Here is a 20,462-nt window from a genome sequence, read left to right as displayed (position 1 = left end):
GCACGGAGGAATGCCTTACAGGTCCCCTCATGTGAGTGACGAGGGGCATTCTGTTCGAGCGAAGAGAGGGCACTCATGCCGTCGGTCAGCTCCCCCACGCTGAGGCAGCAACGTCTGGGTGCTGAGCTGCGCAAACTACGGGAACGGGCGGGTCTGTCCTCAACCGCTGCCGCCGGCCTCCTCGGTGGCAACCAGGCGAGGATCAGCAACATCGAAGCGGGCCGGTACGCGGTGAGCGCGGACCGCGTGCGCACCTTGGCCGGCAACTACACATGCTCGGACCCGGATTACGTCGACGCGCTCGCCGGTATGACCGGCACGAGGAAGCGCGGCTGGTGGGAGGAATACCGGGAACTCCTCCCGAAAACGCTGCTGGACCTCGCCGAACTCGAACATCACTCGACAGCGGTGCGCGTCGCGGTAGTGGTCCATATCCCCGGTCTGCTCCAGACCACGGAATACGCTCGCGCGACATTCCGCGAGAACCTTCCGCCTCTGCGCCCGCATGAAGTCGAGCACCGTGTCTCGTACCGCATCAAACGCCAAGCGATCCTCTTCGGGGACAGCCCGGCCCCCTACACTGCGATCGTGCACGAAGCGGCCCTACGAATGGGTCATGGCGGCCCGGGTGTCACGAGCGAACAACTCGACTATCTCAACGAGATGAGCGAGCACGGCCACATCTCCGTCTTGGTCATCCCGTTCGGCGAAGCCTCGTTTCCCGTCTCGGGCCAGCCCATCACGTACGCCGGCGGCCTTGTGCCGCAGCTGGACACGGTGGTGGTCGACACAGAGATGGGCTGCGACTTCCTTGACGCCGAAGCGCAGTTGACGAAGTACACCTCGGTACTGGACCGCATGGAATCCCGAGCCCTGGGCCCGACCCAGTCGCGGGACCTGATCCACCGCATCGCACAAGAGACTGGCAAGGGATGAACACGCCCCCGCTGACCTGGCAGAAGTCCTCATACAGCAATGAGGGCGCCAACTGTGTCTACGTGGCCGCAACTCCTGACGGAGCTGTCTACGTCCGCGAAAGCGACGCCCCCGGCACCGTGCTCTCCACCAGGCTCCAGGTGCTGCGCACGTTCATATCGGGCATCAAGTCTGACAGGTTCGGCGCGGGGCCGTCGCGTGTGTGAGCCACTCGCGGTTTATGGGGCATCCACGACCGAGCCGTTGCGGTACCAAGTTTCTCGCGCTCGTCAAAGGGCGATGGGCCGGTAGGCGAGGGATTGGTCCACTATTTGCTCTGCGGTGAGCGGCGGATCGGTGTGATAGATCAAGCTCAGGACGCGCGGGTGAGGAACGTTCGCCTCCAAGCTGTGAACGAGGGAATCCTGCTCACCCTCTGTTCCCTTGCACGCCGTGATTCTTTCTACGAGCCCAACGAGCTCATCGCGTGTCATTTCTATCTCTTCCCTTATGGGGACGATCGTCATGCGCTCGAAGAGTTCCGCCAACTGCCAGGCCCCAAGCTGTGGTGATGACGACGCCATCCCCGCATCCTTGCCGAACCTTGAGCACCCGCTTCGCTCAGCCTGTGCCGTCGGCACCGACTCGAATGCAGCATGGACCTCAGCCCTCTGGAATGAAGGGGGTGACTCTTGGCCCGCCATCAACTCCTCTCCTTGTCAGGAATAATATTCTTCATCCGCGACGAGGACGGACGTAAAGTACCGGGGGAGTCCGTCGGGTTCGCGGGGGATGTCCTGTCCCGTTTCGCGAGTGAAGGCCAACGTGACGGCAGGGATCACGGGGTTCTCAGGGTCGGACTCGTCGACCGTGCGCCCGCGTTCGGCCTGCTGGGTGAGCACATCCCGGGCCGGCGTACGGAACACGTCGATGCCATCCAGGAGTACCCGTACATCCGGATCTTTTTCTTCAAAGCGCCACAGTTCGACCGCGGTTACAGTATTGCCATCTTCCAGGTGCGCAACGATGTCCATCGTGCAGTACTCCACCTGCAGCTTTACGGTAGCGGTATGAGAATAGGGGCCGGACACCCTTGGTGTGCCCCATGTTGAGATTTCTTGCAGAGCTTGTTCATAGTTCATGCCGAGCTTGAGCGCGGAAACTCCGTGTGGCGGGTCGACGATAAAATCCATGAAGTTCCCTACTTCAGCAGATCGTAGTTGATGGTCCAGCCATGTTGATGGAGGAGGTCCTGGAACCCTTTATTGTGCGGCAGGCTCCGGACCATGTCATGGATGTGTTGATCGTATTTATTTCCGAAACGAGCTCTGATGTCATCGATGTCCATTTTGATGGCGGTATCGATCTTGCCTTGATCGATGAGAGAACGTTGCTTGGCCTGCCATGCCTTCGCCTCCCGGCTGCTCCCCGTACTCATCACTTCCCGATGGTCCTGCCTGGCCATCCGGATTGCCGGACCCATGTATTCGGTAAGCCGGGGATCCGTTAGATGTTTGTACGCGGACTTGGCAGGGATGTGATTGATCTCGTTACCCTCGCGCGCCGGCTGAAGCGCTCCATACCAGCCGCCCTTGTCCGTGCACTCTACGAGCCCGAGCGGGTCTGTGTAAGCAGCGGGGTTGTCGACGTAAGCGTAGTGGTTCGGCGCGGGTAGCAGGCCGAGCGGGTCGGCGCCTATGTAGCGGGCGGTTTCGGGGTCGTAGTAGCGGAAGTAGTTGTAGTGGAGGCCGGTCTCCGCGTCTGCGTATTGGCCTGGGAAGCGGAGGGGGCAGGTCACCGCTGTGGGGTCTGTCGGGGCGGGGAAATGGGTGCCCCATAGAGTCGTGCGGTGCTGCCAAGCCACCTCGCCCGCTGGGGTGACCAGCTCCGTCGGGGTGCCGACCAGGTCCGTGATGATCGCGTGGAAGCGGGTGGCCTCCGCCGGGTCCGAGGATTCCGCGTACTTGGTGATCAGCGACTCGCCCGGTTCGCGGCTCAGGGGGCGGTGGTCCGTCTGGGCCAGCGGGCGGTGGGTGTTGGGGGCGTAGTCCCAGGTTGTGGCTCGGCCTGCGGGGGAGAGTTGTTCTGCCAGGCGGCTTTCGTCCCAGGTGAAGGTTGTTTCCTCCGCCACCTTGCCGTCTTCGCTGAGGCGTTGCTTGGATATCCGGCGGCCCAAGGGGTCGTACGCGTAGTGCCAGGTTTCGCCATCCGGGGTCACCGCATCCGTGAGGCGGTCCTCCGCGCTCCACTCGTACGTCCAGGTCTTCGTCCGGCCGTTGAGGAGTTTGTGGGTTTTGCGGGTCAGGCGGCCCTGTGCGTCGTGTTCGTAACGTGTGCGGCCCGCCTTGCGGATCAAAGTGCCGTGGAATTCCCGAGCGCCCGGTGTCTCGTGGGCAGGAGCCTCGGCTTGTGTCAGGTTGCCGGCGCCGTCGTAGGCGTAGCGTTCGGTCCAGCCGTGGGCATTCACGCCCGTTATTCGGCCCATCGCGTCCAGGTCGAAACGGCGGGTGCCTGATGTCAGTTCGCGGATTTCGGTGAGGCATCCGTCCGGGCGGTAAGCGTAGGAGCGGTGTTGCAGGAGGCTGCCGGCTTGGGGGGAGTGGATGGTCTGCGTCGTCAGGCGGCCGTTCTTGTCCCAGGTCTGCGTCAGGGTGGCACCGCCGGCCAGGGTCCGTTCCGTTTCCCTTCCCGCCGCGTCGTAGACGAAAGCCAGTGTCCCCGCGTCCGAGCGCAGAGCGGTCGCGCGGTCCTCCTTGTCGTACGTCCATTCCGACGACAAACCGGTCGGCGTCACCCGACGCGTGCGGCGGCCCAGTGTGTCGTACGCGTACCTCATCGTGCTGCCGTTCACCGACTCCGTCAGCACACGCCCCAGCGCGTCCCGCTCGATGACCAGTGCCGCGTCCGCGTTCGTCGCCCCCACCAACGCGCCGGCCGCGTCGTACGCGTATGTCGTGATCTCCTCACCGTCGCCGCCGCGCTGCTCCACCACCCTTCCCAGGGCGTCCCGCTCGAAGCGCAGCGTCTCGCCCGCGCCGTTCGTCCGCGACACCAGTCCGCCCGCCGCGTCGTGTCCATACGTCAGCGTCCGGCCGTTGAAGTCCGTCTCCGACGCCAGGCGGCCCGCCTGGTCGTACGCGTACGACCAGGTCAAGCCCTGCGGGTTCGTCACTCCCGTCAGCCGCAGCTCCGTGTCGTACGCGAAGGCGTACCGCGTACCGTCCGGGTCCGTGCGTGTCGCCGGGACGTCGAAGTGGGTGGAGGCCTGGCGCGTGATGTTGCCCGCGGGGTTGGTGTGGGTGAGGAGGTTGCCTTCGCCGTCCCATTGCCAGGTCTCGCGTGTGCCGTCCGGCAGTTCGCGCCGGCTCGGCCTGCCCTCGGTCGTCCAGGCCATCCGCATCGTGTGGCCCAGCGGATCGGTGGATTCCGTAACGCGGCCGAAGCTGTCCCGCGTCACCGTGATCGTGTGGCCCAGAGCGTCCGTCACCGCTATCGGCAGGCCCGCCGCGTCGCACGAGACCCTACGGGTGTGGCCCAGAGCGTCCGTCACCGAAGCCAAGTGGCCCGCCGCGTCGTACGCGTAGCGCGTCTCTGCCCCCGCCGGGTCCGTCGTCGTCAGGACGTTGCCGCGCTCGTCGTACGTATGCCGCCACACCGCGCCGCCGGGTTCCAGCACCTCCAGCGGCCGGCACAGGTCGTTGTACGTGGCCCGAGCCGTGGCACCGTCCGGCAGCACCAACTCCGCGAGGTTTCCCGCCGCGTCGTATGCGTAGCGCGTCGTACGGCCCAGGGGGTCCGTCGCGGAGAGGGGGCTATCGCCCCGGTCGTCCCACTCGGTCAGCGTGACGTGGCCCAGCGGGTCCGTCTCCGCGATGACCTGGCCGTCCGCGTTGTACGTGCAGACCGTCTCCCGCCCCAGCGAGTCCGTGTACGTCGTCGTGCGCGCGGCGTCATCGTAGGCGAAGGAGCCGTTGAAGACCCCGTCGCTGCCCTCCGTGCGCACCACCCGGCCGCGCGTGTCGTAGATGTACGCGAAGGAGGTGCCGTTGCGGTCGGTCCAGGAGGTGATCCGGTCTTCGGAGTCGTAGGTGAAGCGCAGGGGCTTGCCGCTGGAGTTGACGACTTCGGTGAGGTTGCCCGACTCGTCGTAGGCGTAGCGCATCACCACCGTGCCGCCGCCGGATGACGCCGCCTCCTGCCCGTACCGCGACGGCGCTTCGTCCAGCAGGCGCAGTGCCGTGACCCGCGGGCCCTGCGTGTCCACGGCGAGGTAGTAGCCGCCCGAATGCCGGAGCCCCACCGGGGCGCCGCCCTCCGCGCGCTCCACGTCGATACGGGCCCCATTGCGGTCCGTCCAGGATTCCAGGGGCAGTTGCACAGCGCTCTCGGCCGCGCTCGGTGCGATGTGGCTGAAGGTGCGGACGACCCCGGTGTACGGGTCGGTGACCGTGATCACCCCGTCCGGTGTGCCGTCCCACTCCAGCGGCCAGCGCGCGCCCTTCGACGGCAGCACCGCCTCGCCCGGCCGCGGCACCGGGTAGACCAGCCGCATCCCGTCCGCCGCCGCGAACACCACGCCCCGCGCGTCGAGCTGCAATGTCTCATCCAGCGTCGAGACCCAGGTAGGACCGAAGCACGTGCCCGCCCGGTACGAGGACAGATGCGTACGTTCGAAGAGCAGCGGCAGGTTCCCCGGCAGCTCCACATCCGTCTGCGTCATCAGCATCGCCCCGGTGGCCACATCCACCGGCTCCCCCTTGCAGGGCGTCTTGCCCGCCGGGCGGGCGAACGGGCCCTCCTCGATCAGATTCGGGCGCAGGTCCGGACGCAGCAGGTTCTTGTACCCGCCGAACTGTCCCGCCCGTGCCGTGATCGGGCCCACGCCGCCGAACAGACCGCCCCAGACCATGCCGGTCTCCGCGGCATGGGACACCTCGGTCAGGCTGAAGCCGTGCTGCTGCCCCAGCGCGATCCGCACCGGCTGGGCGACGGCCGCGTCGATGGTCATCGAGAAGACGCCCTCGTAGACCGCGCCGGTCAGCATGCTCGCGGCGATCGCCGCCACCGACGCCTCGACCTCCACCCCCAGACCGGCCGCCATCTCCACGATCCCGGCGGCCACTTCGTCCGATGCGCCCCCGGTGAAGGCGGTCAGCAGCAGCCCGCCCGTGATCGCGATCGCGTCGATGGCGATCTGTCCCCACAGCGTCTTGATGGCGTCGTCGACCTCGTGGGCGAACTCGTCCAGCGACGTGGCCATCTTCCGGGACGCCTTCGCCAGATTGCTCAGCCAGCCGCTGTCCTCGCCCTTGGCGTAGCGCTCCCAGAACGTTTTGAAGGCGTCGATCGCCTCACCCTTGTTGTTGTGGATGAGGGAGGTGGCCTGCCGGTTGGTCGCGCCTCGTACGTCATCGACGCTGTCGGCGAACGTCCGCCACGCGTCGGCGGCGTGCCGCAGCGTCCCGGAATTGGCGTCCGGCCACCACATGCCGAGCTTGAGGAGGATCTTCTTGGCCTCGTCCTCGATGCTCACTCGGCGCCCTTGCCTTGGTCCTTGCCGTGGTCGCCGCCGCCCTGGTGCTTCTCCTTGGCGAAGATCCCGGCGATCAGCTCATCGTTGTCGACATGTCCGTCCGCCATGTCGTCGAGCGCCTCGTGGATGCTCACCAGCCCCAGCACGGCGATGCCCGCCACCCGCTCCAGCTGCTTCTGGTTCGAGGTGTACCGCTTGCTGAATTCCTTGCCCGGCTTGTCGTCACCCCACGGCTCGCCATACCCGTCCAACGTCTCGACCAGCAGTTTGAGCGCGTTGCTCAGCGTCACGCTCTGCTTCTGGAAGACGGGCGCCGCCGATTTGATGTCCGCCGTCTTGATGTTCAGGACCTTGCCGCTGCCGTGTCCCTCGCCCACCGCGTGCCTCCCCCGTAAAACCAGTCCCCGCGCAAACCTTCACCCTAGGAAACGAGCACCATGAGGCGGCCAATGGTGCGCAATGGGTGAGTAAAGGCGTGGGGCCTCTCGGGGCGATATCGGACGCGGGGTGCGGCATTTCGGTGAAATGCCGCACCCCGTATGTCTGTTGACTTCCGATCAAGGAGCCAGTTTCGCCAGCGGGCCCGGGTAGAGGTATTTCTTCTCCGGGATCTTCGTGCTGTGTGCCCAGGCGTCGAAGAAGCCGGTGAGGTCCTTTCCGGAGACCTTCTGTGCGAGTGCCTCGAACTGCGGCCAGGTCGCGTTGGAGTCGCGGTGGTCGTGGGTCCACTGCTTGAGGGTCGCGAAGAACGCCTTGTCGCCGACGGTGCGGCGCAGGGCGTGGATCATCAGCGACCCCTTGTTGTACAGCACGCCGTCCAGCTCCTTGCCCTTGCCAGGGTCGAAGAGCTTGACGCCCCAGTACTCGGGGTCGTTCTTGTTGTCCTCCACCTCAGCGCGGTAGAAGTTCTTGTCGAGGTCGGCGCCCTTGTGCTCCTCCCAGAGCTGGTTGGCGTACTGGGCGATGCACTCGTTGAGGCAGCCGTTGCGCCAGTCGGCGACCGTGACGCTGTCGCCGAACCACTGGTGGGCGTTCTCGTGGGCCATAGGCGCGTCGAACATCATCCCCTGGTACGTGGGGCGGCTCTGCGTCTCCATGGAGAGGGGGCCGCCCCCGTCACCGCCGTTGACGACGATGCCGCCGGCGGAGGAGAACGGGTACGGGCCGAACTTCGATGACAGGAAGTCCATGATCTCCGGGAACTGGCTCTCCCACTCCTGGCTTGCCTCGGTGCCGGGGCTGTACGCGTGGATGACGGGTGTGCCGTCCTTGAGCTTCGAGTTGTGCACCGTGAACTTGTCGACGGCGAAGGCGCTCAGATAGGTGGCCATCGGCTTGTCCTCGTGCCAGCGGAAGGTCTTGACGGCCTTGCCGTCGGCGTTCTTGCCGGTGGTGGTCTTGCCCGGCAGTCCGCTGCCGATCGCGGTCCAGCCGTCCGGAACGGTCGCGGTGAGCTGGAAGGTCGCCTTGTCCGAGGGGTGGTCATTGGACGGGTACCAGTCCCGCGCCGGGTGCGGTTCGCCGGATACGTACGCCCCGCCGTCCTTCATCGTGTGCCAGCCTTCGCCGACCGGCTTGCCCGCGTAGCGCACGCGCACCGTGAACTTCTTGCCCTTGGCGAGCTGCTGGGCCGGGGTGATGACCAGCTTGTGGGCGCCGGAGCGGGAGAACGCCTTGGCGGGCGCGCCGTTGACAGCGACCGCGGCGACCGTGAAGCCCTTCAGATCCAGGCTGAAGCGGTCCAGTGCCTCGGTGGCCGAGGCGGTGACGATGGTGTCGCCGTCCAGGTGGTCGGTGTGGGCCGGGTCGTAGCCGACGCGTACGTCGTAGTGGGAGACGTGGTAACCGGAGTTGCCGTCATCGGGGTAGTAGGGGTCGCCCGCGCCTCCGCCGCCGATGGCCGCCGAGGCGGGACCGGTGGAGAGGGCGGATAGCGCCAGGCTGCCCGCCAGCGCGGCCACCAGAGCGGAGGAACGTTTCGTGTGCATGCGGATCTGCTCCTGTTCGGCGGGGTCAGCGGGTGGTGGCGAGCTGCCATACGACGCCCGTGATGGCGTTGGCGCTGACGGTCTCCGTCTTCGGGTCCACGTTGTCGATGCGGTCGCATGCCTCGTGCAGGCAGCTGCCGACGCCCGTGTTGAAGCCGGAGACGGGGATGCCGGCCTTGCCGAACGACTCGTGGTCCGAACCGCCGACGCCGATGTCGAAGGTGGGGAGCTTCTTGGCCGCGAAGTAGTTCTCGAAGGCGTCCGTGGCCTCCTTGCCGTCGTGCACGACGAGCCACTGCTGCACGTTCTTGGTGCCGGTCATGTCGAAGTTCAGATAGGTGTCGATCTTCTTGCGCTCGGCGGCGGGGAGCTTCTTGAGGTACTGCGCAGAGCCCACCAAGCCCTCCTCCTCGGCGTCCCACCACGCGAAGCGCAGATGGCGCTTCGGCTTCAGGTGGGCCTTGGCCACGGCCTGGGCGGTGGCCAGGATGGCGGCCGAACCGGACCCGTTGTCGTTGATCCCCGGCCCCGCCTTGACGCTGTCGAGGTGCGCGCCCGTGAACAGGGTGTGGTTCGCGTCGCCGCCGGGCCAGTCCGCGATGAGGTTGTGCCCGACGGCCCCCTTGTACGTGAAGGAGTCGATGCGGGTCGTGAATCCCGCCTTGTCGAGCACGCCCTTCACGTAATCCAGCGAGCGCTCATGGCCCTTGGTGCCGAAGGCGCGGTTGCCCCCGCTGCGGTCCGCGATCTTCTGGAGGGCGTTCAGGTGCGGCATGACGTCCTTCTCGGAGACGACGGGCGGTGCCGCCGCCTCCGTACGGCCCGGCGCGGCCCCGGCCGGTACGGCCCCGAGCAGCGCGAGGCTGAGGCCCAGGGCCCCGACCGCGTACGTACGACGGTTGGCCAACTTCATGGACGCTCCTTCGATCGGTACTCCGGCACCGGAAAAAGTGCCTTCGCCGACCAGACGTCCGGCCGGAGCGGGGGTTGCGCCGCTCGCCCCGCGCATCACCCCACGAGCTGAAACCAGACGGCCTTCCCGGGCCCCGGCCCATGCGCGCATACTCCCCGCTCGGAGGCGCAGGCCCCGATGAGCAGCAGCCCCCGCCCGTGCTCGTGCTCGTCGCTCGGTACCCCCTCCGTGGGCAGCCCCGGCGCATGTCATGTCCACCCTGTGAAGGAGTCACATGTCCGACCTCATATGGCAGAAGTCGTCGTTCAGCGGCAGCGGCCAGGACGACTGCGTAGAGGTGGCGACCGGGCTCGACGGTCTGATCCACGTCCGCGAGAGCGACGCCCCGGACGCCACACTGGCGGCGACCGCCCCGCTTGGCGCGCGTTCCTCAAGAGCGTCAAGGGCGCCGGCTGACGGCCGGTCTGCGGTCCGTCCTGCCGATCGACGGCCGAGGCCAGCCCCAGGCCAGGGAGTCGACCGCGAGAAACGGCTCGCTGATCACGGTCGAGGGGGTCAGTCCGGTGAATGCCACGACGTCCCGGTGCAGATGGGACTGATCGCTGAAACCGCCGTCGGCCGCGGCTCCGGCCGCGTCCTGGCCTGCGACCAGGCCGTGGACGGCGTGGTCGAAGCGGACCAGTTTCGCGGCGCGCTTGGGCGGCAGGCCGATCTGCGCATGGAACCGGGACCACAGGCGTTTGCGGCTCCAGCCGAGTTCGGCCGCGAGGTGCTCGATCCGGACCCTGCCACGGCCGGCGACGATCGCACGCCAGGCCCAGGCCACCTCCGGGGTTACCCGCGCGGCCGCCGCGCAGCGGTGGGCGAGCCACGCGTCGGTCGACGCGAAGCGGTCCTCCCAGGTGGAGAGAGCGGCCAAGCGCCCGACGGTCCGTTCGGCTTCCCGGCCCCACAACTCGTCGAGGGCCACCACGGCGCCGCCCAGGTCGGACACGGCGGAGCCCAGCACCGCGTGTGCGACCAGCGGTGACAGGCGCACCTGTAGACATTCGAAGTTCTCCGCCCGCAGCGCACGGAGGGCTTCGCCGTACCCGAGCCCGGTGACGAAACTCCCCTGCTGTCGCCGCCCGGTGGCGTCTTCCACGGCAACCGTGCCGTCGAAGACCAGCAGCAGGGTCACGGCCGGGTGCGGGATCAGCCGGAGGCCGGGCGGGGTGATGCCGCGGTCACCGAATCCGGCCATGGTCACCCCGGGCACGCGACTGGGCCGCGTGGGGCATGCGATGTCCCACAACACCCCGTCGTCCCGCTCGGCCGCGTCGGACCACATTCCTTCATGCTACGCACCCGGCCGACCGGAACATTTGTCCAAGCCACCGGCGTGCACCGGCGGCGACAGTCCACGTATGACTCTTTCCAACGACGAACCGCGCTCCCCGGCCGGAGCCGCCGAAGCCTCCGAGATCACCGAAGTCGCCGAATCGACCCGGGAATTGATGCTGCCGCTGGAGGACGGCGCGATCCACGTGTGCCAGGACGGCCCCCGTGACGGCCCCGCCCTGCTGCTCATCCACGGGACCGCCGCGTCGCTCCGCTCGTGGGACCCGATGGTTCCGCTGCTGAGCGTGGCCCATCGCGTCATCCGGATCGACCTGCTCGGGTGCGGCCGGTGGGCCCGGCCGGCCGGCGCGAGTTATACGGTCCCGGACCAGGCTCGAAGGGCCGGTGCGGTACTGGACTGGCTCGGCGTCCCGCACGCCGTGGTCGTCGGTCACTCCAGCGGCGGGATGGTCGCCACCGCCCTCGGCGTACAACGGCCTGACCTGGTGACCGCGCTCGCACTCGTCAACACCGGCCCCGACACGGCCGCCTACATCGCGGACGAGCCCGCCATCGATCCGGCGCAGTGGCCGAAGCTGACCGACGACCAACTCCGCCGGATCATGAGCTCCGCGTTCGGCGCGGGCTACGAGATCCCCCAGTGGTTCGTGGACGAGGCACGCCTCATGGACCTCCACGTGTTCGCCGCGACGTCGCGATCGAGCCTCGCCTACCTGGCGGAGCGGGCTCTCCCGCGACGGCTGGCGCCCCTCGGCAAGCCGCTGTTGGTGATCTTCGGCGAGGACGACCGCAGGTGGCGTTCGTCGTCCGCCGCCGAATACCGCGCTGTCCCCGGCGCGACCGTCGTGATGCTGCCCGGTCTCGGGCACTCGCCCAACCTTGAGGACCCGCCGCGGACCGCCGCGCCTCTCCTGCCCTTCGCCGCGAACCACGCCCCACAGGACGACTGAAGCCGACTGAAACCCGAGAGGCCGTGATGACCGGCCTCGTGACAGGCCGCCGTGCCGACGGAAACCCAGTCGGCACGGCGGCCTGGCCCACCATGGCCGTCCAGTGATCGCCGAACGGCGATCACGGAACGGGAATCACGGAACGGAACGGCAATTCACCGGACCACGACTCACCGGACCACGACTCACCGCACAGCGATCACCGCACAGCGACAGCGATCACCGAATCCGACGCTCCGATCAGAATTCGTCGTCGAAGGAGACCGAACCCTCGACCGCCGTCTGGTACGCGGACGCGCGGCGCTCGAAGAAGTTGGTCAGCTCCTGGACGTTCTGGAGCTCCATGAAGGAGAAGGGGTTCTCCGACCCGTACACGGCCGGGAAGCCGAGGCGGAGCAGCCGCTGGTCGGCGACGCACTGGAGGTACTCGCGCATCGACTCCGTGTTCATGCCCGGCAGGCCCTCGCCGCACAGGTCGCGGCCGAACTGGAGCTCCGCCTCCACCGCCTCCTTGAGCATGTCGGTGACCTGGCGCTCCAGCTCGTCGTCGAAGAGCTCCGGCTCCTCCTCGCGGACCGTGTCCACGACCGAGAACGCGAAGTTCATGTGCATCGTCTCGTCGCGGAACACCCAGTTGGTGCCGGTGGCCAGGCCGTGCAGCAGGCCGCGCGAGCGGAACCAGTAGACGTAGGCGAAGGCCCCGTAGAAGAACAGCCCCTCGATGCACGCCGCGAAGCAGATGAGGTTGAGCAGGAACCGGCGGCGGTCCGACTTCGACTCCAGCCGGTCGATCTTCTCGACCGAGTCCATCCACTTGAAGCAGAACTGCGCCTTCTCCCGGATGGAGGGGATCTCCTCCACCGCGTCGAAGGCCGCCGAGCGGTCCTCCGGGTCGGGGAGGTAGGTGTCGAGCAGCGTCAGATAGAACTGGACGTGCACGGCCTCCTCGAAGAGCTGCCGCGACAGGTACAGCCGCGCCTCGGGGGAGTTGATGTGCTTGTAGAGGGTGAGCACCAGGTTGTTGGAGACGATCGAGTCGCCGGTCGCGAAGAACGCCACCAGCCGCCCGATCATGTGCTGCTCGCCCGGCGAGAGCTTGGCGAGGTCGGCGACGTCGGAGTGGAGGTCGACCTCCTCCACGGTCCAGGTGTTCTTGATGGCGTCGCGGTAGCGGTCGTAGAAGTCCGGGTACCGCATGGGGCGCAGGGTGAGCTCGAAGCCCGGGTCCAGCAGGTTCTTCACGGTCTTCGCGGGGGCGGTCTGCGCGGGCACGGTCTTCTCGTTCACGGCTTCTTCGGGCTCGGTCTTCTCGGGAGCGGTGGACATTACTGGCACGCCTCGCAGGACTCGGGGTTTTCCAGGGAGCAGGCGACGGCCTCGGGGTCGGCGGCGGCCGCCGGCTGCTGTGCGGGTACGGACGCGCGCGCGGACTGGGCGATGCGGGTCGCCGGGCGCGAGCGGAGGTAGTACGTGGTCTTGATGCCGCGCTTCCAGGCGTACGCGTACATCGAGCTGAGCTTGCCGATGGTCGGCGAGGACAGGAAGAGGTTCAGCGACTGGCTCTGGTCCAGGTAGGGCGTACGGGCCGCCGCCATGTCGATCAGCGAACGCTGCGGGATCTCCCACGCGGTGCGGTACAGGTCGCGGACCTCGGCGGGGATCCAGCCCAGCTCCTGGATGGAGCCGTTGGCCTCCGTCATCGCGTCCCGCGTCGTGCGGTCCCACACGCCGAGCTTCTTCAGGTCCTCCACCAGATAGGCGTTGACCTGGAGGAACTCGCCGCTGAGCGTCTCGCGCTTGAAGAGGTTGGAGACCTGCGGCTCGATGCACTCGTAGACGCCCGCGATCGAGGCGATGGTGGCCGTCGGCGCGATGGCCAGCAGCAGCGAGTTGCGCATGCCGGTCTTGGCGATACGGGCGCGCAGCGCCGCCCACCGGTCGGCCCACCGCGGCTCCGCGTCGGGGTAGTGGTCCGGGTGGAGCACGCCGCGCGCGGTACGGGTCGCGGACCAGGCCGGGTGCGGGCCGTGCCGCTCGGCGAGGTCGGCGGACGCCTCGTACGCGGCGAGCATGATCCGCTCGGAGATCCGGGTGGACAGCTCCGCGGCCTCGGGGGAGTCGAAGGGCAGCCGGAGCCGGAAGAAGACGTCCTGGAGGCCCATCAGGCCCAGGCCCACCGGCCGCCAGCGGGAGTTGGAGGTCCCGGCCTGCTCGGTCGGGTAGTAGTTGATGTCCACGACGCGGTCGAGGAAGGCGACGGCGGTACGGACCGTGGCGTCGAGCCGCTCCCAGTCCATCTCGCCGTCCGTGCCCAGGTGCGCCGCGAGGTTCACGGACCCGAGGTTGCAGACGGCCGTCTCGCCGTCGTCGGTGACCTCAAGGATCTCGGTGCACAGGTTCGAGGAGTGGACGACCCGGCCGGGCTCGGCGGTCTGGTTCGCGGTGCGGTTGGCGGCGTCCTTGAACGTCATCCAGCCGTTTCCGGTCTGCGCGAGGGTGCGCATCATCCGGGCGTAGAGGGCCCGTGCCGGGATCTGCTTGATCGCCTGGCCCGCCGCCTCGGCCGCGCGGTACGCGGCGTCGAACTCGTCGCCCCACAGGTCGACCAGCTCGGGCACGTCCACCGGGGAGAACAGCGACCAGTCGGCGTCGGCCTCGACGCGGCGCATGAACTCGTCCGGGATCCAGTGCGCCAGGTTGAGGTTGTGGGTGCGCCGGGCCTCCTCGCCGGTGTTGTCGCGCAGCTCCAGGAACTCCTCGATGTCCGCGTGCCACGTCTCCAGGTAGACGCAGGCCGCGCCCTTGCGCCGGCCGCCCTGGTTGACGGCGGCGACGGAGGCGTCGAGGGTCCGCAGGAACGGGACGATGCCGTTGGAGTGGCCGTTGGTGCCGCGGATCAGGGAGCCGCGGGAGCGGATGCGGCTGTACGAGAGGCCGATGCCGCCGGCGTGCTTGGAGAGCCGTGCGACCTGGTGGTAGCGGTCGTAGATCGAGTCGAGCTCGTCCAGCGGGGAGTCCAGCAGATAGCAGGACGACATCTGCGGGTGCCGGGTGCCGGAGTTGAAGAGGGTGGGGGAGGAGGGCAGGTAGGACAGCGAGCTGGTGAGCCGGTACAGCTCGGCGACGTCGTCCAGGGCCCGTACGGACCGGTCCTCGGCGAGGCCGCACGCCACGCGCAGCAGGAAGTGCTGCGGGGTCTCGATCACCTGCCGGGTGATCGGGTGGCGCAGCAGGTAGCGGCTGTGCAGCGTGCGCAGGCCGAAGTAGCCGAACCGGTCGTCGGCGCCGTCGGCGAGCGCCTGCTCCACCAGGGCGTCGAGCCGGGCGGTGTGGGCCGTGACGAACGCGGCGGTCTCGTCGGCGATCAGCCCCTCGCGGTGGCCGGTGGCGACGGATGCGGAGAAGGAGAGCGCGCCCTGACCGGCCGCCTCGCCGGCGATGGCGAGGGTCAGCAGCCGTGCGGCCAGCCGCGAGTACTGCGGCTCCTCGGCGATCAGCCCGGCGGCGGCCTCGGTGGCCAGCGACCGCAGTTCGGCCGCGTCCGAACCGGGATGGCGGCCGCGCAGCGCGGCGGCGGCGACCTTGCCCGGGTCGGTGGCGGGCAGATCGGCGGTGAGGTCGGTCAGGGTACGCAGCAGTGCGGTACCCGGGCCGTCGGACGCTACCTCTGAAACCGGATCGGCGGTCGCGATGGTCACGGTGTGGCTCTCCCTCGCTCGGCAGGGGGCCAGGAGGGAAGGGGCGATGGGCGCGTACGGGCGCGCTCCGGAAAAGGGCACGCCGCACCGCGTCCACCGGCCCAACCCGCGAGGCCCGGACGTATTCGACGCCCAGGCCGGGTATGGCGGCTCGGCCACGGGCGTGCTGGCGGCAGGTCCTCGGACTCATGGGTACGTAAATGCGCACACATACACCGTTGCGGGACAGTTCCGGATTTACACCGGATTCCCCTGCGACGACAGCGAGCATGAGCATACATCTTGTGCTGGCGGTCGCACGCACCCCCATATCTTGTGTCGCTCTCCGCAGGGAGTGGGGTGAATGTGCTAGTGGTGCCGCCGCGATTCGCGCATGCTTATCCCGCGATCCTCCCGCGTCCCCGCCGCGTTTTCGGCGCGATTCCGCCATGTTCGCGGGCCCCGGGCCGCTGTCGGCGGCTGTTGCCGGTGTATGACACGGGTCCCGGTCTTCCCTGCTGCAACAAGCGTATTGAAGCCCGGTACCGCGCCCGATTCGTTGACCGTCCACCGCCAGCGGAGTTGGCTCGTCCGCGGCGGCGAGGGCCGGCCGCGCGCATCCGGCATCCTAGGAGGGGACGAGATGGGCAGACGCACGCGCATGGCCGTCGTCGGAGCGGGGATATGCGCGCTCGTGCTGCTGCCGGTGGCGGCGGCCGCCGCCTGGCCGGAGGCGCCGCGTACGGAGCCGATCAGCGCCGCCGCCGACGGGACGCGGGCGGCCGGCTCCTCCGGCGGCGCGCCCATCTCCTACGACGGCGCGGTCATCTCCGCCGACGGCCGCTACGCCGTCTTCTCGTCGGACGCCGCCGACCTCGTGCCCGGCGACACCAACGGACAGGTGGACCTCTTCACCATGGACCTGCGGACGGCCGAGACGGAGCGCGTCACCGTCGCCACCGACGGCACGCAGGCCGACTCCTGGTCGGCGGAGCCCGCGATCAGCGCGGACGGCCGCTATGTCGCCTTCGTCTCGGCGGCCACCAACCTGGTGCCGGGCGACACCAATGGGGCGGACGACCTCTTCGTACGCGACCGGCGCACCGGCCGCACCGAGCGGATCACCGGCGACGGTACGGGCGCCGGGGCGGCCGGCGCTGCGCGGGCGCCGACGATCAGCGCCGACGGCAGCGTCGTCGCCCTCGCCTCCACCGCCACGGACCGCGAGCCGGGGGACGCCGACGCGGTTCAGGGCGGCTTCGCGCGCGGTCCCGGGACCGGTGCCGTACGCCTGCTGGCCCGCGGGGCCGACGGGAGCCGGATGACGGTGTGGCAGGGGGCGGTGGGGGCCGGTGGGTCCGGGCGGACGGTCGTCTTCGAATCCGCCGGCAGCCGCTCGGCGCCCGGCGGCGCCCATAGGGCTTCGGACGTCTTCATCCGGCGCCTTGGACAGTGACGGAGGCTGAAATCGTTCGGCCCCGGCTGCCCGGCTGCCCCGCCGCTCGCCCGTCCGCCCGTCCGCTCGCCCGCCAAGGGACCGCGTCTGTGGCGCGAGGGACGGAACATGGCACAGGGGTAGGACACGAGTCCCGGCTTCCCCTGCCGCAACAGGCGTATGGGGGTCCTGTCGGCTGTCCGAAGCGTTGACCGTGTACGGCCGGGGGAGTTGGCTCGGCGGGTACGGATGACTCTTGGGAGGGGAGAGCCAGGATGGGCTTACTCAGACGCACGGCCGCCGTCGGCGCGGCGGCCTGCACGCTCGCGCTGCCGATGGCCGGCGCGGCATGGGCAGGGCAGGGGGCGCCGCACACGGAGCGGGTGAGCGTTGCGGCGGACGGTACGCAGGCCGACGCCGCCTCCTTCACCGAGGGGATCTCCGGCAACGGCCGCTTCGTGGTCTTCACCTCGGCAGCCGCCAACCTGGTGCCCGGCGACACCAACGGCATGGAGGACGTCTTCGTCAAGGACCTGCGGACCAAGCGGGTCGAGCGCGTCAATGTGGCCACGGACGGCACGCAGGCGGACGCCTGGTCGTCGGGCGCCTCGATCAGCGCGGACGGCCGCTACGTCGCGTTCGCCTCGAACGCCGCCAATCTGGTGCCCGGTGACGACAACGGCGCGCAGGACGTGTTCGTACGCGACCGGCGCACGGGCCGCACGGAGCGCGTCAGCCCCGGAACGACCGCCGGTCCGCAGACCTACAGCGCCTGGATGCCGGCGATCAGCGCCGACGGGCGCGTCGTCGCCTTCGCCTCGCGCCGCTCCCATCTGGTGCCGGGCGACACCAACGACGTGCAGGACATCTTCGCGTACGACCGGCGTACCCACACCACGCGGCGGGTGAGCGTCGCGAGCGACGGGAAACAGGCGGACCGCGCGTCCGCCCAGCCCGTCATCAGCGCGGACGGCCGGCACATCGCCTACACCTCGAAGGCGACCAACCTGGAGCCCGGCTCGCCAGTTCGCCGCGAACCCGGCGCGCCCTCGATCGCCAAGCCGAGGGACTACCCCTCCTTCCTCCACGACCTGCGCACCGGGCGGACCCGGGCGCTGACCGTGAACTGGGAGGGGAAGACGTATGGGGGCAGGGTCTCCTCGCTCAGTGAGGACGGCCGGTACGCCGCGTTCTACAGCTACTGGCCCAACATGGTGCCGGGGACCCCTCTCCGTGAGGCGAGGGTCTACGTCCGGGACACCCGTGAGGGTGCCACGACCCTGGAGACGCTCGCCGACGACGGGACCCAGGCCAACAGCACCTCCTCCGGGGGGAAGCTCGCCGACCACGGGCGGCTGCTGTTCTTCCACTCCTCCGCGAGCAACCTCGTGCCCGATGACACCAACAACGCCGATGACGTGTTCGTACGCGACCGGGAGACCGGGCACGTCGAGCTGGTGAGCCTCGGCAGCGGCGACGACCAGTCGGCGACGGGGGCGAGTTCCCCCGAGGTCGACGCCGCGGGCCGCACCGCCGCCTTCTCCTCCGGCGACAGCGGCCTGGTCTCCGGCGACACCAACGGGGTCGAGGACGTCTTCGTCCGGCGCGTCGAGTCCTGACGCGGTTCCCTGACGCCGCGCCCTGAACGAACGGGCGGGGCCCCGGCCGACAGCCGGGGCCCCGCCCTGCGTGTGTCCGTACGGCTCAGTGCCTGCCCGGCGCGCCCGCCGTGGCCGGCGGCAGCTCCTGCCGCACGCCCGGGTCGCCCGCGTCCGCCGTGTAGTCCGACGGGGAGGTCTCGTCCACGCCGTCCGGGGCCTTCACGGCCTTGAGGACGAAGGTCAGCACGACCGTGACGAGGGCATTGAGCACGAACGCGGTGAGCCCGATGTAGCCCATCTCGCCGATGCCCGGGATCTCGTCGTTGCTGCCCCCGAAGTGCTTCTGGGTGGGGCTCGCCACGCCGTACGCGGCCACCGTGCCGTAGACCATGCCGACCGCCCACCCGGCGAGCAGCGCCCACCGGTGGAACCAGCGTGTGAACAGGCCGCCCACCAGCGACGGGAAGGTCTGGAGGATCCAGATCCCGCCCAGCAGCTGGAAGTTGATCGCCACCGTCTTGTCCATGGTGAGGACGAACGCGAGCGCGCCGACCTTCACCAGCAGCGAGACCAGCTTGGAGACCTTCGCCTCCTGGGCGGGCGTGGCCTCGGGCTTGATGAAGTCCTTGTAGATGTTCCTCGTGAAGAGGTTGGCCGCCGCGATCGACATGATGGCCGCGGGGACGAGCGCGCCGATGCCGATGGCGGCGAAGGCGACGCCCGCGAACCAGTCCGGGAACATGTCCTCGAACAGCTGCGGAATGGCGAGCTGGCCGTTCTTCACCTTGACGCCGGCGGCGATCGCCATGAAGCCGAGCAGCGCCAGCAGCCCCAGCATCAGCGAGTACAGCGGCAGGATGGTGGTGTTGCGGCGGATCACGTTGCGGCTGCGGCTGGAGAGCGTCGCGGTGATCGAGTGCGGATACATGAACAGCGCGAGCGCCGACCCCAGCGCCAGCGTCCCGTACGCCCACTGCGACTTGTCGCCGCTGGCCAGTTCGCCGCGCGGCTTCCCGGTGGCCGGATTGATCTGCTCGAACGCGTGGCCCGCCTTCGCGAAGATGTCGTCGAAGCCGCCGAGCTTGATCGGGATGTAGATGATCGCCACCAGGATGACGATGTAGATCAGGCCGTCCTTGACGAACGCGATGAGCGCGGGCGCGCGCAGCCCGGACGAGTAGGTGTAGGCGGCCAGTACGGCGAAGGCGATGAGCAGCGGCAGATCCTTGATGAACCAGCCGGTGTTCTCGCCGCCGCCGACGCCCATCACGTCCAGGACGGCCTGGATGCCGACGAGTTGCAGCGCGATGTAGGGCATCGTGGCGAGGATGCCGGTCAGCGCCACGGCCAGCGAGAGCCCCTTGGAGCCGAACCGGCCGCGCACGAAGTCCGAGGTGGTCACGTACCCGTGCTTGTGCGAGACCGACCAGAGCCGGGGCAGGAAGGTGAAGATCAGCGGGTAGACGAGGATCGTGTACGGGACCGCGAAGAACCCGGCCGCGCCCGCCGCGTAGACGGCCGCCGGCACGGCGACGAAGGTGTACGCGGTGTAGAGGTCGCCGCCGAGCAGGAACCAGGTGACCCAGGTGCCGAAGCTGCGGCCGCCGAGGCCCCATTCGTCGAGGCTCGCAGGATTGTCCGCGCGCCGCCAGCGGGCGGCGAGGAAGCCCATGACCGTGACGGCCACGAAGAAGAAGATGAAGACGGCGAGGGCGACGCCGTTCACGCCGTGGTTCATCGCGACGCACCCGCCTTACGGGCCCGCTCGTGGCGGCGCACGATGACGTACGCGATGGAGGTGAGCACGGTCGAGATCAGCACCCAGGCCATCTGGTACCAGTAGAAGAACGGGATGCCGATGAAGGCCGGGGCGGTCTTCGCGTACGAGCCGACCCACAGGATCGCGATGAAGGGGATGACGAGGCAGACGCCCGCCACGACGAGCGGGGCTGTGACGACCGGCCTCCGCTCGGCCTTGGGTGGTTCCGACATGGCACGTGCTCCGTCCCCTTGACCGATCTTCCGCGTAGTGCGCAGGAAATCTAGAGGAGCCCCCCTCCGGACGTCACCCCCCGTCCGCATATCGGTACGGACACGCTTCGCGGACCC

Annotated in this window: 16 protein-coding genes, 1 pseudogene and 1 riboswitch; of the genes and pseudogenes, 6 read left to right on the top strand and 11 right to left on the bottom strand. The window is 68.7% G+C overall.

Annotated elements, in window-relative coordinates; genetic code table 11:
- The first annotated feature begins 75 nt into the window (after positions 1-75).
- Positions 76-936 carry a helix-turn-helix domain-containing protein gene (locus tag AC07AB_RS14940; RefSeq protein WP_478565695.1) on the top strand — a complete coding sequence of 287 codons (861 nt, stop codon included), beginning with the start codon at positions 76-78 and terminating at the stop codon, positions 934-936.
- Positions 933-1,142 carry a DUF397 domain-containing protein gene (locus AC07AB_RS14935; RefSeq protein WP_478565692.1) on the top strand — a complete coding sequence of 70 codons (210 nt, stop codon included), beginning with the start codon at positions 933-935 and terminating at the stop codon, positions 1,140-1,142. Before AC07AB_RS14940 ends, AC07AB_RS14935 begins: the two co-directional genes overlap by 4 nt.
- Positions 1,143-1,205: 63 nt before the next feature.
- Here AC07AB_RS14935 and AC07AB_RS14930 read toward each other — a convergent pair whose 3' ends face one another.
- The 6 genes from AC07AB_RS14930 to AC07AB_RS14905 all read right to left on the bottom strand — a co-directional run bounded on the left by AC07AB_RS14930 (position 1,206) and on the right by AC07AB_RS14905 (position 9,349).
- Positions 1,206-1,619 (bottom strand): hypothetical protein, encoded by a 414-nt coding sequence (locus tag AC07AB_RS14930; RefSeq protein ID WP_478565689.1) that lies wholly within the window; start codon positions 1,617-1,619, stop codon positions 1,206-1,208.
- 15 nt (positions 1,620-1,634) lie between these two features.
- Complete coding sequence (locus AC07AB_RS14925) at positions 1,635-2,108, bottom strand: hypothetical protein (protein WP_478565686.1); 474 nt, start codon at positions 2,106-2,108, stop codon at positions 1,635-1,637.
- A gap of 8 nt (positions 2,109-2,116) precedes the next feature.
- Complete coding sequence (locus AC07AB_RS14920) at positions 2,117-6,448, bottom strand: DUF6531 domain-containing protein (protein ID WP_478565683.1); 4,332 nt, start codon at positions 6,446-6,448, stop codon at positions 2,117-2,119.
- A complete protein-coding gene (locus tag AC07AB_RS14915) occupies positions 6,445-6,825 on the bottom strand; it encodes a hypothetical protein (RefSeq protein ID WP_478565680.1) in 381 nt (126 codons plus the stop codon). The genes AC07AB_RS14920 and AC07AB_RS14915 overlap by 4 nt, the downstream gene beginning before the upstream one ends.
- 180 nt (positions 6,826-7,005) lie before the next feature.
- On the bottom strand, positions 7,006-8,436 hold the full coding sequence (locus tag AC07AB_RS14910; protein WP_478565678.1) for a M1 family metallopeptidase: 1,431 nt from the start codon (positions 8,434-8,436) through the stop codon (positions 7,006-7,008).
- A gap of 25 nt (positions 8,437-8,461) precedes the next feature.
- Complete coding sequence (locus AC07AB_RS14905) at positions 8,462-9,349, bottom strand: M20/M25/M40 family metallo-hydrolase (RefSeq protein WP_478565675.1); 888 nt, start codon at positions 9,347-9,349, stop codon at positions 8,462-8,464.
- Positions 9,350-9,623: 274 nt separating this feature from the next.
- Here AC07AB_RS14905 and AC07AB_RS14900 point away from each other — a divergent pair.
- Positions 9,624-9,701, top strand: a pseudogene (locus AC07AB_RS14900) (DUF397 domain-containing protein); the annotation flags it as partial.
- Between the two features lie 87 nt (positions 9,702-9,788).
- On the opposite strand, the gene AC07AB_RS14895 reads toward AC07AB_RS14900, so the two are convergent.
- Positions 9,789-10,679 (bottom strand): helix-turn-helix domain-containing protein, encoded by an 891-nt coding sequence (locus AC07AB_RS14895; RefSeq protein ID WP_478565672.1) that lies wholly within the window; start codon positions 10,677-10,679, stop codon positions 9,789-9,791.
- A gap of 166 nt (positions 10,680-10,845) precedes the next feature.
- Between AC07AB_RS14895 and AC07AB_RS14890 the strand changes: the two genes are divergently transcribed.
- Positions 10,846-11,640 carry an alpha/beta fold hydrolase gene (locus tag AC07AB_RS14890; RefSeq protein ID WP_478566297.1) on the top strand — a complete coding sequence of 265 codons (795 nt, stop codon included), beginning with the start codon at positions 10,846-10,848 and terminating at the stop codon, positions 11,638-11,640.
- Positions 11,641-11,880: 240 nt separating this feature from the next.
- On the opposite strand, the gene AC07AB_RS14885 is transcribed toward AC07AB_RS14890, so the two are convergent.
- Both AC07AB_RS14885 and AC07AB_RS14880 read right to left on the bottom strand, forming a co-directional pair.
- A complete protein-coding gene (locus tag AC07AB_RS14885) occupies positions 11,881-12,837 on the bottom strand; it encodes a ribonucleotide-diphosphate reductase subunit beta (protein WP_478566294.1) in 957 nt (318 codons plus the stop codon).
- A gap of 128 nt (positions 12,838-12,965) precedes the next feature.
- Positions 12,966-15,338, bottom strand: a complete 2,373-nt coding sequence (locus AC07AB_RS14880; RefSeq protein ID WP_478565669.1) for a ribonucleoside-diphosphate reductase subunit alpha — start codon at positions 15,336-15,338, stop codon at positions 12,966-12,968.
- A 154-nt stretch (positions 15,339-15,492) separates the two neighbouring features.
- A riboswitch (cobalamin riboswitch) is annotated at positions 15,493-15,619 on the bottom strand.
- Between the two features lie 341 nt (positions 15,620-15,960).
- On the opposite strand from AC07AB_RS14880, the gene AC07AB_RS14875 reads away from it, so the two are divergent.
- Both AC07AB_RS14875 and AC07AB_RS14870 read left to right on the top strand, forming a co-directional pair.
- Positions 15,961-16,773 (top strand): TolB family protein, encoded by an 813-nt coding sequence (locus AC07AB_RS14875; protein WP_478565666.1) that lies wholly within the window; start codon positions 15,961-15,963, stop codon positions 16,771-16,773.
- 254 nt (positions 16,774-17,027) lie between these two features.
- Entirely contained in the window at positions 17,028-18,371 is a 1,344-nt protein-coding gene (locus tag AC07AB_RS14870; protein WP_478565663.1) for a TolB family protein, read from the top strand.
- 85 nt (positions 18,372-18,456) lie between these two features.
- Here AC07AB_RS14870 and mctP read toward each other — a convergent pair whose 3' ends face one another.
- The gene (gene mctP / locus AC07AB_RS14865; RefSeq protein ID WP_478565660.1) at positions 18,457-20,091 is read right to left on the bottom strand and encodes a monocarboxylate uptake permease MctP; all 1,635 of its coding nucleotides are present in this window, start codon (positions 20,089-20,091) and stop codon (positions 18,457-18,459) included.
- A complete protein-coding gene (locus AC07AB_RS14860; RefSeq protein ID WP_478565657.1) occupies positions 20,088-20,345 on the bottom strand; it encodes a DUF3311 domain-containing protein in 258 nt (85 codons plus the stop codon). The genes mctP and AC07AB_RS14860 overlap by 4 nt, the downstream gene beginning before the upstream one ends.
- Positions 20,346-20,462 lie beyond the last annotated feature (117 nt).

This window comes from Streptomyces sp. NPDC044033 (assembly GCF_056434425.1).
The sequence above is the reverse complement of the archived record's forward strand: the minus strand, read 5'-3'. Positions and strand labels throughout refer to the sequence as shown.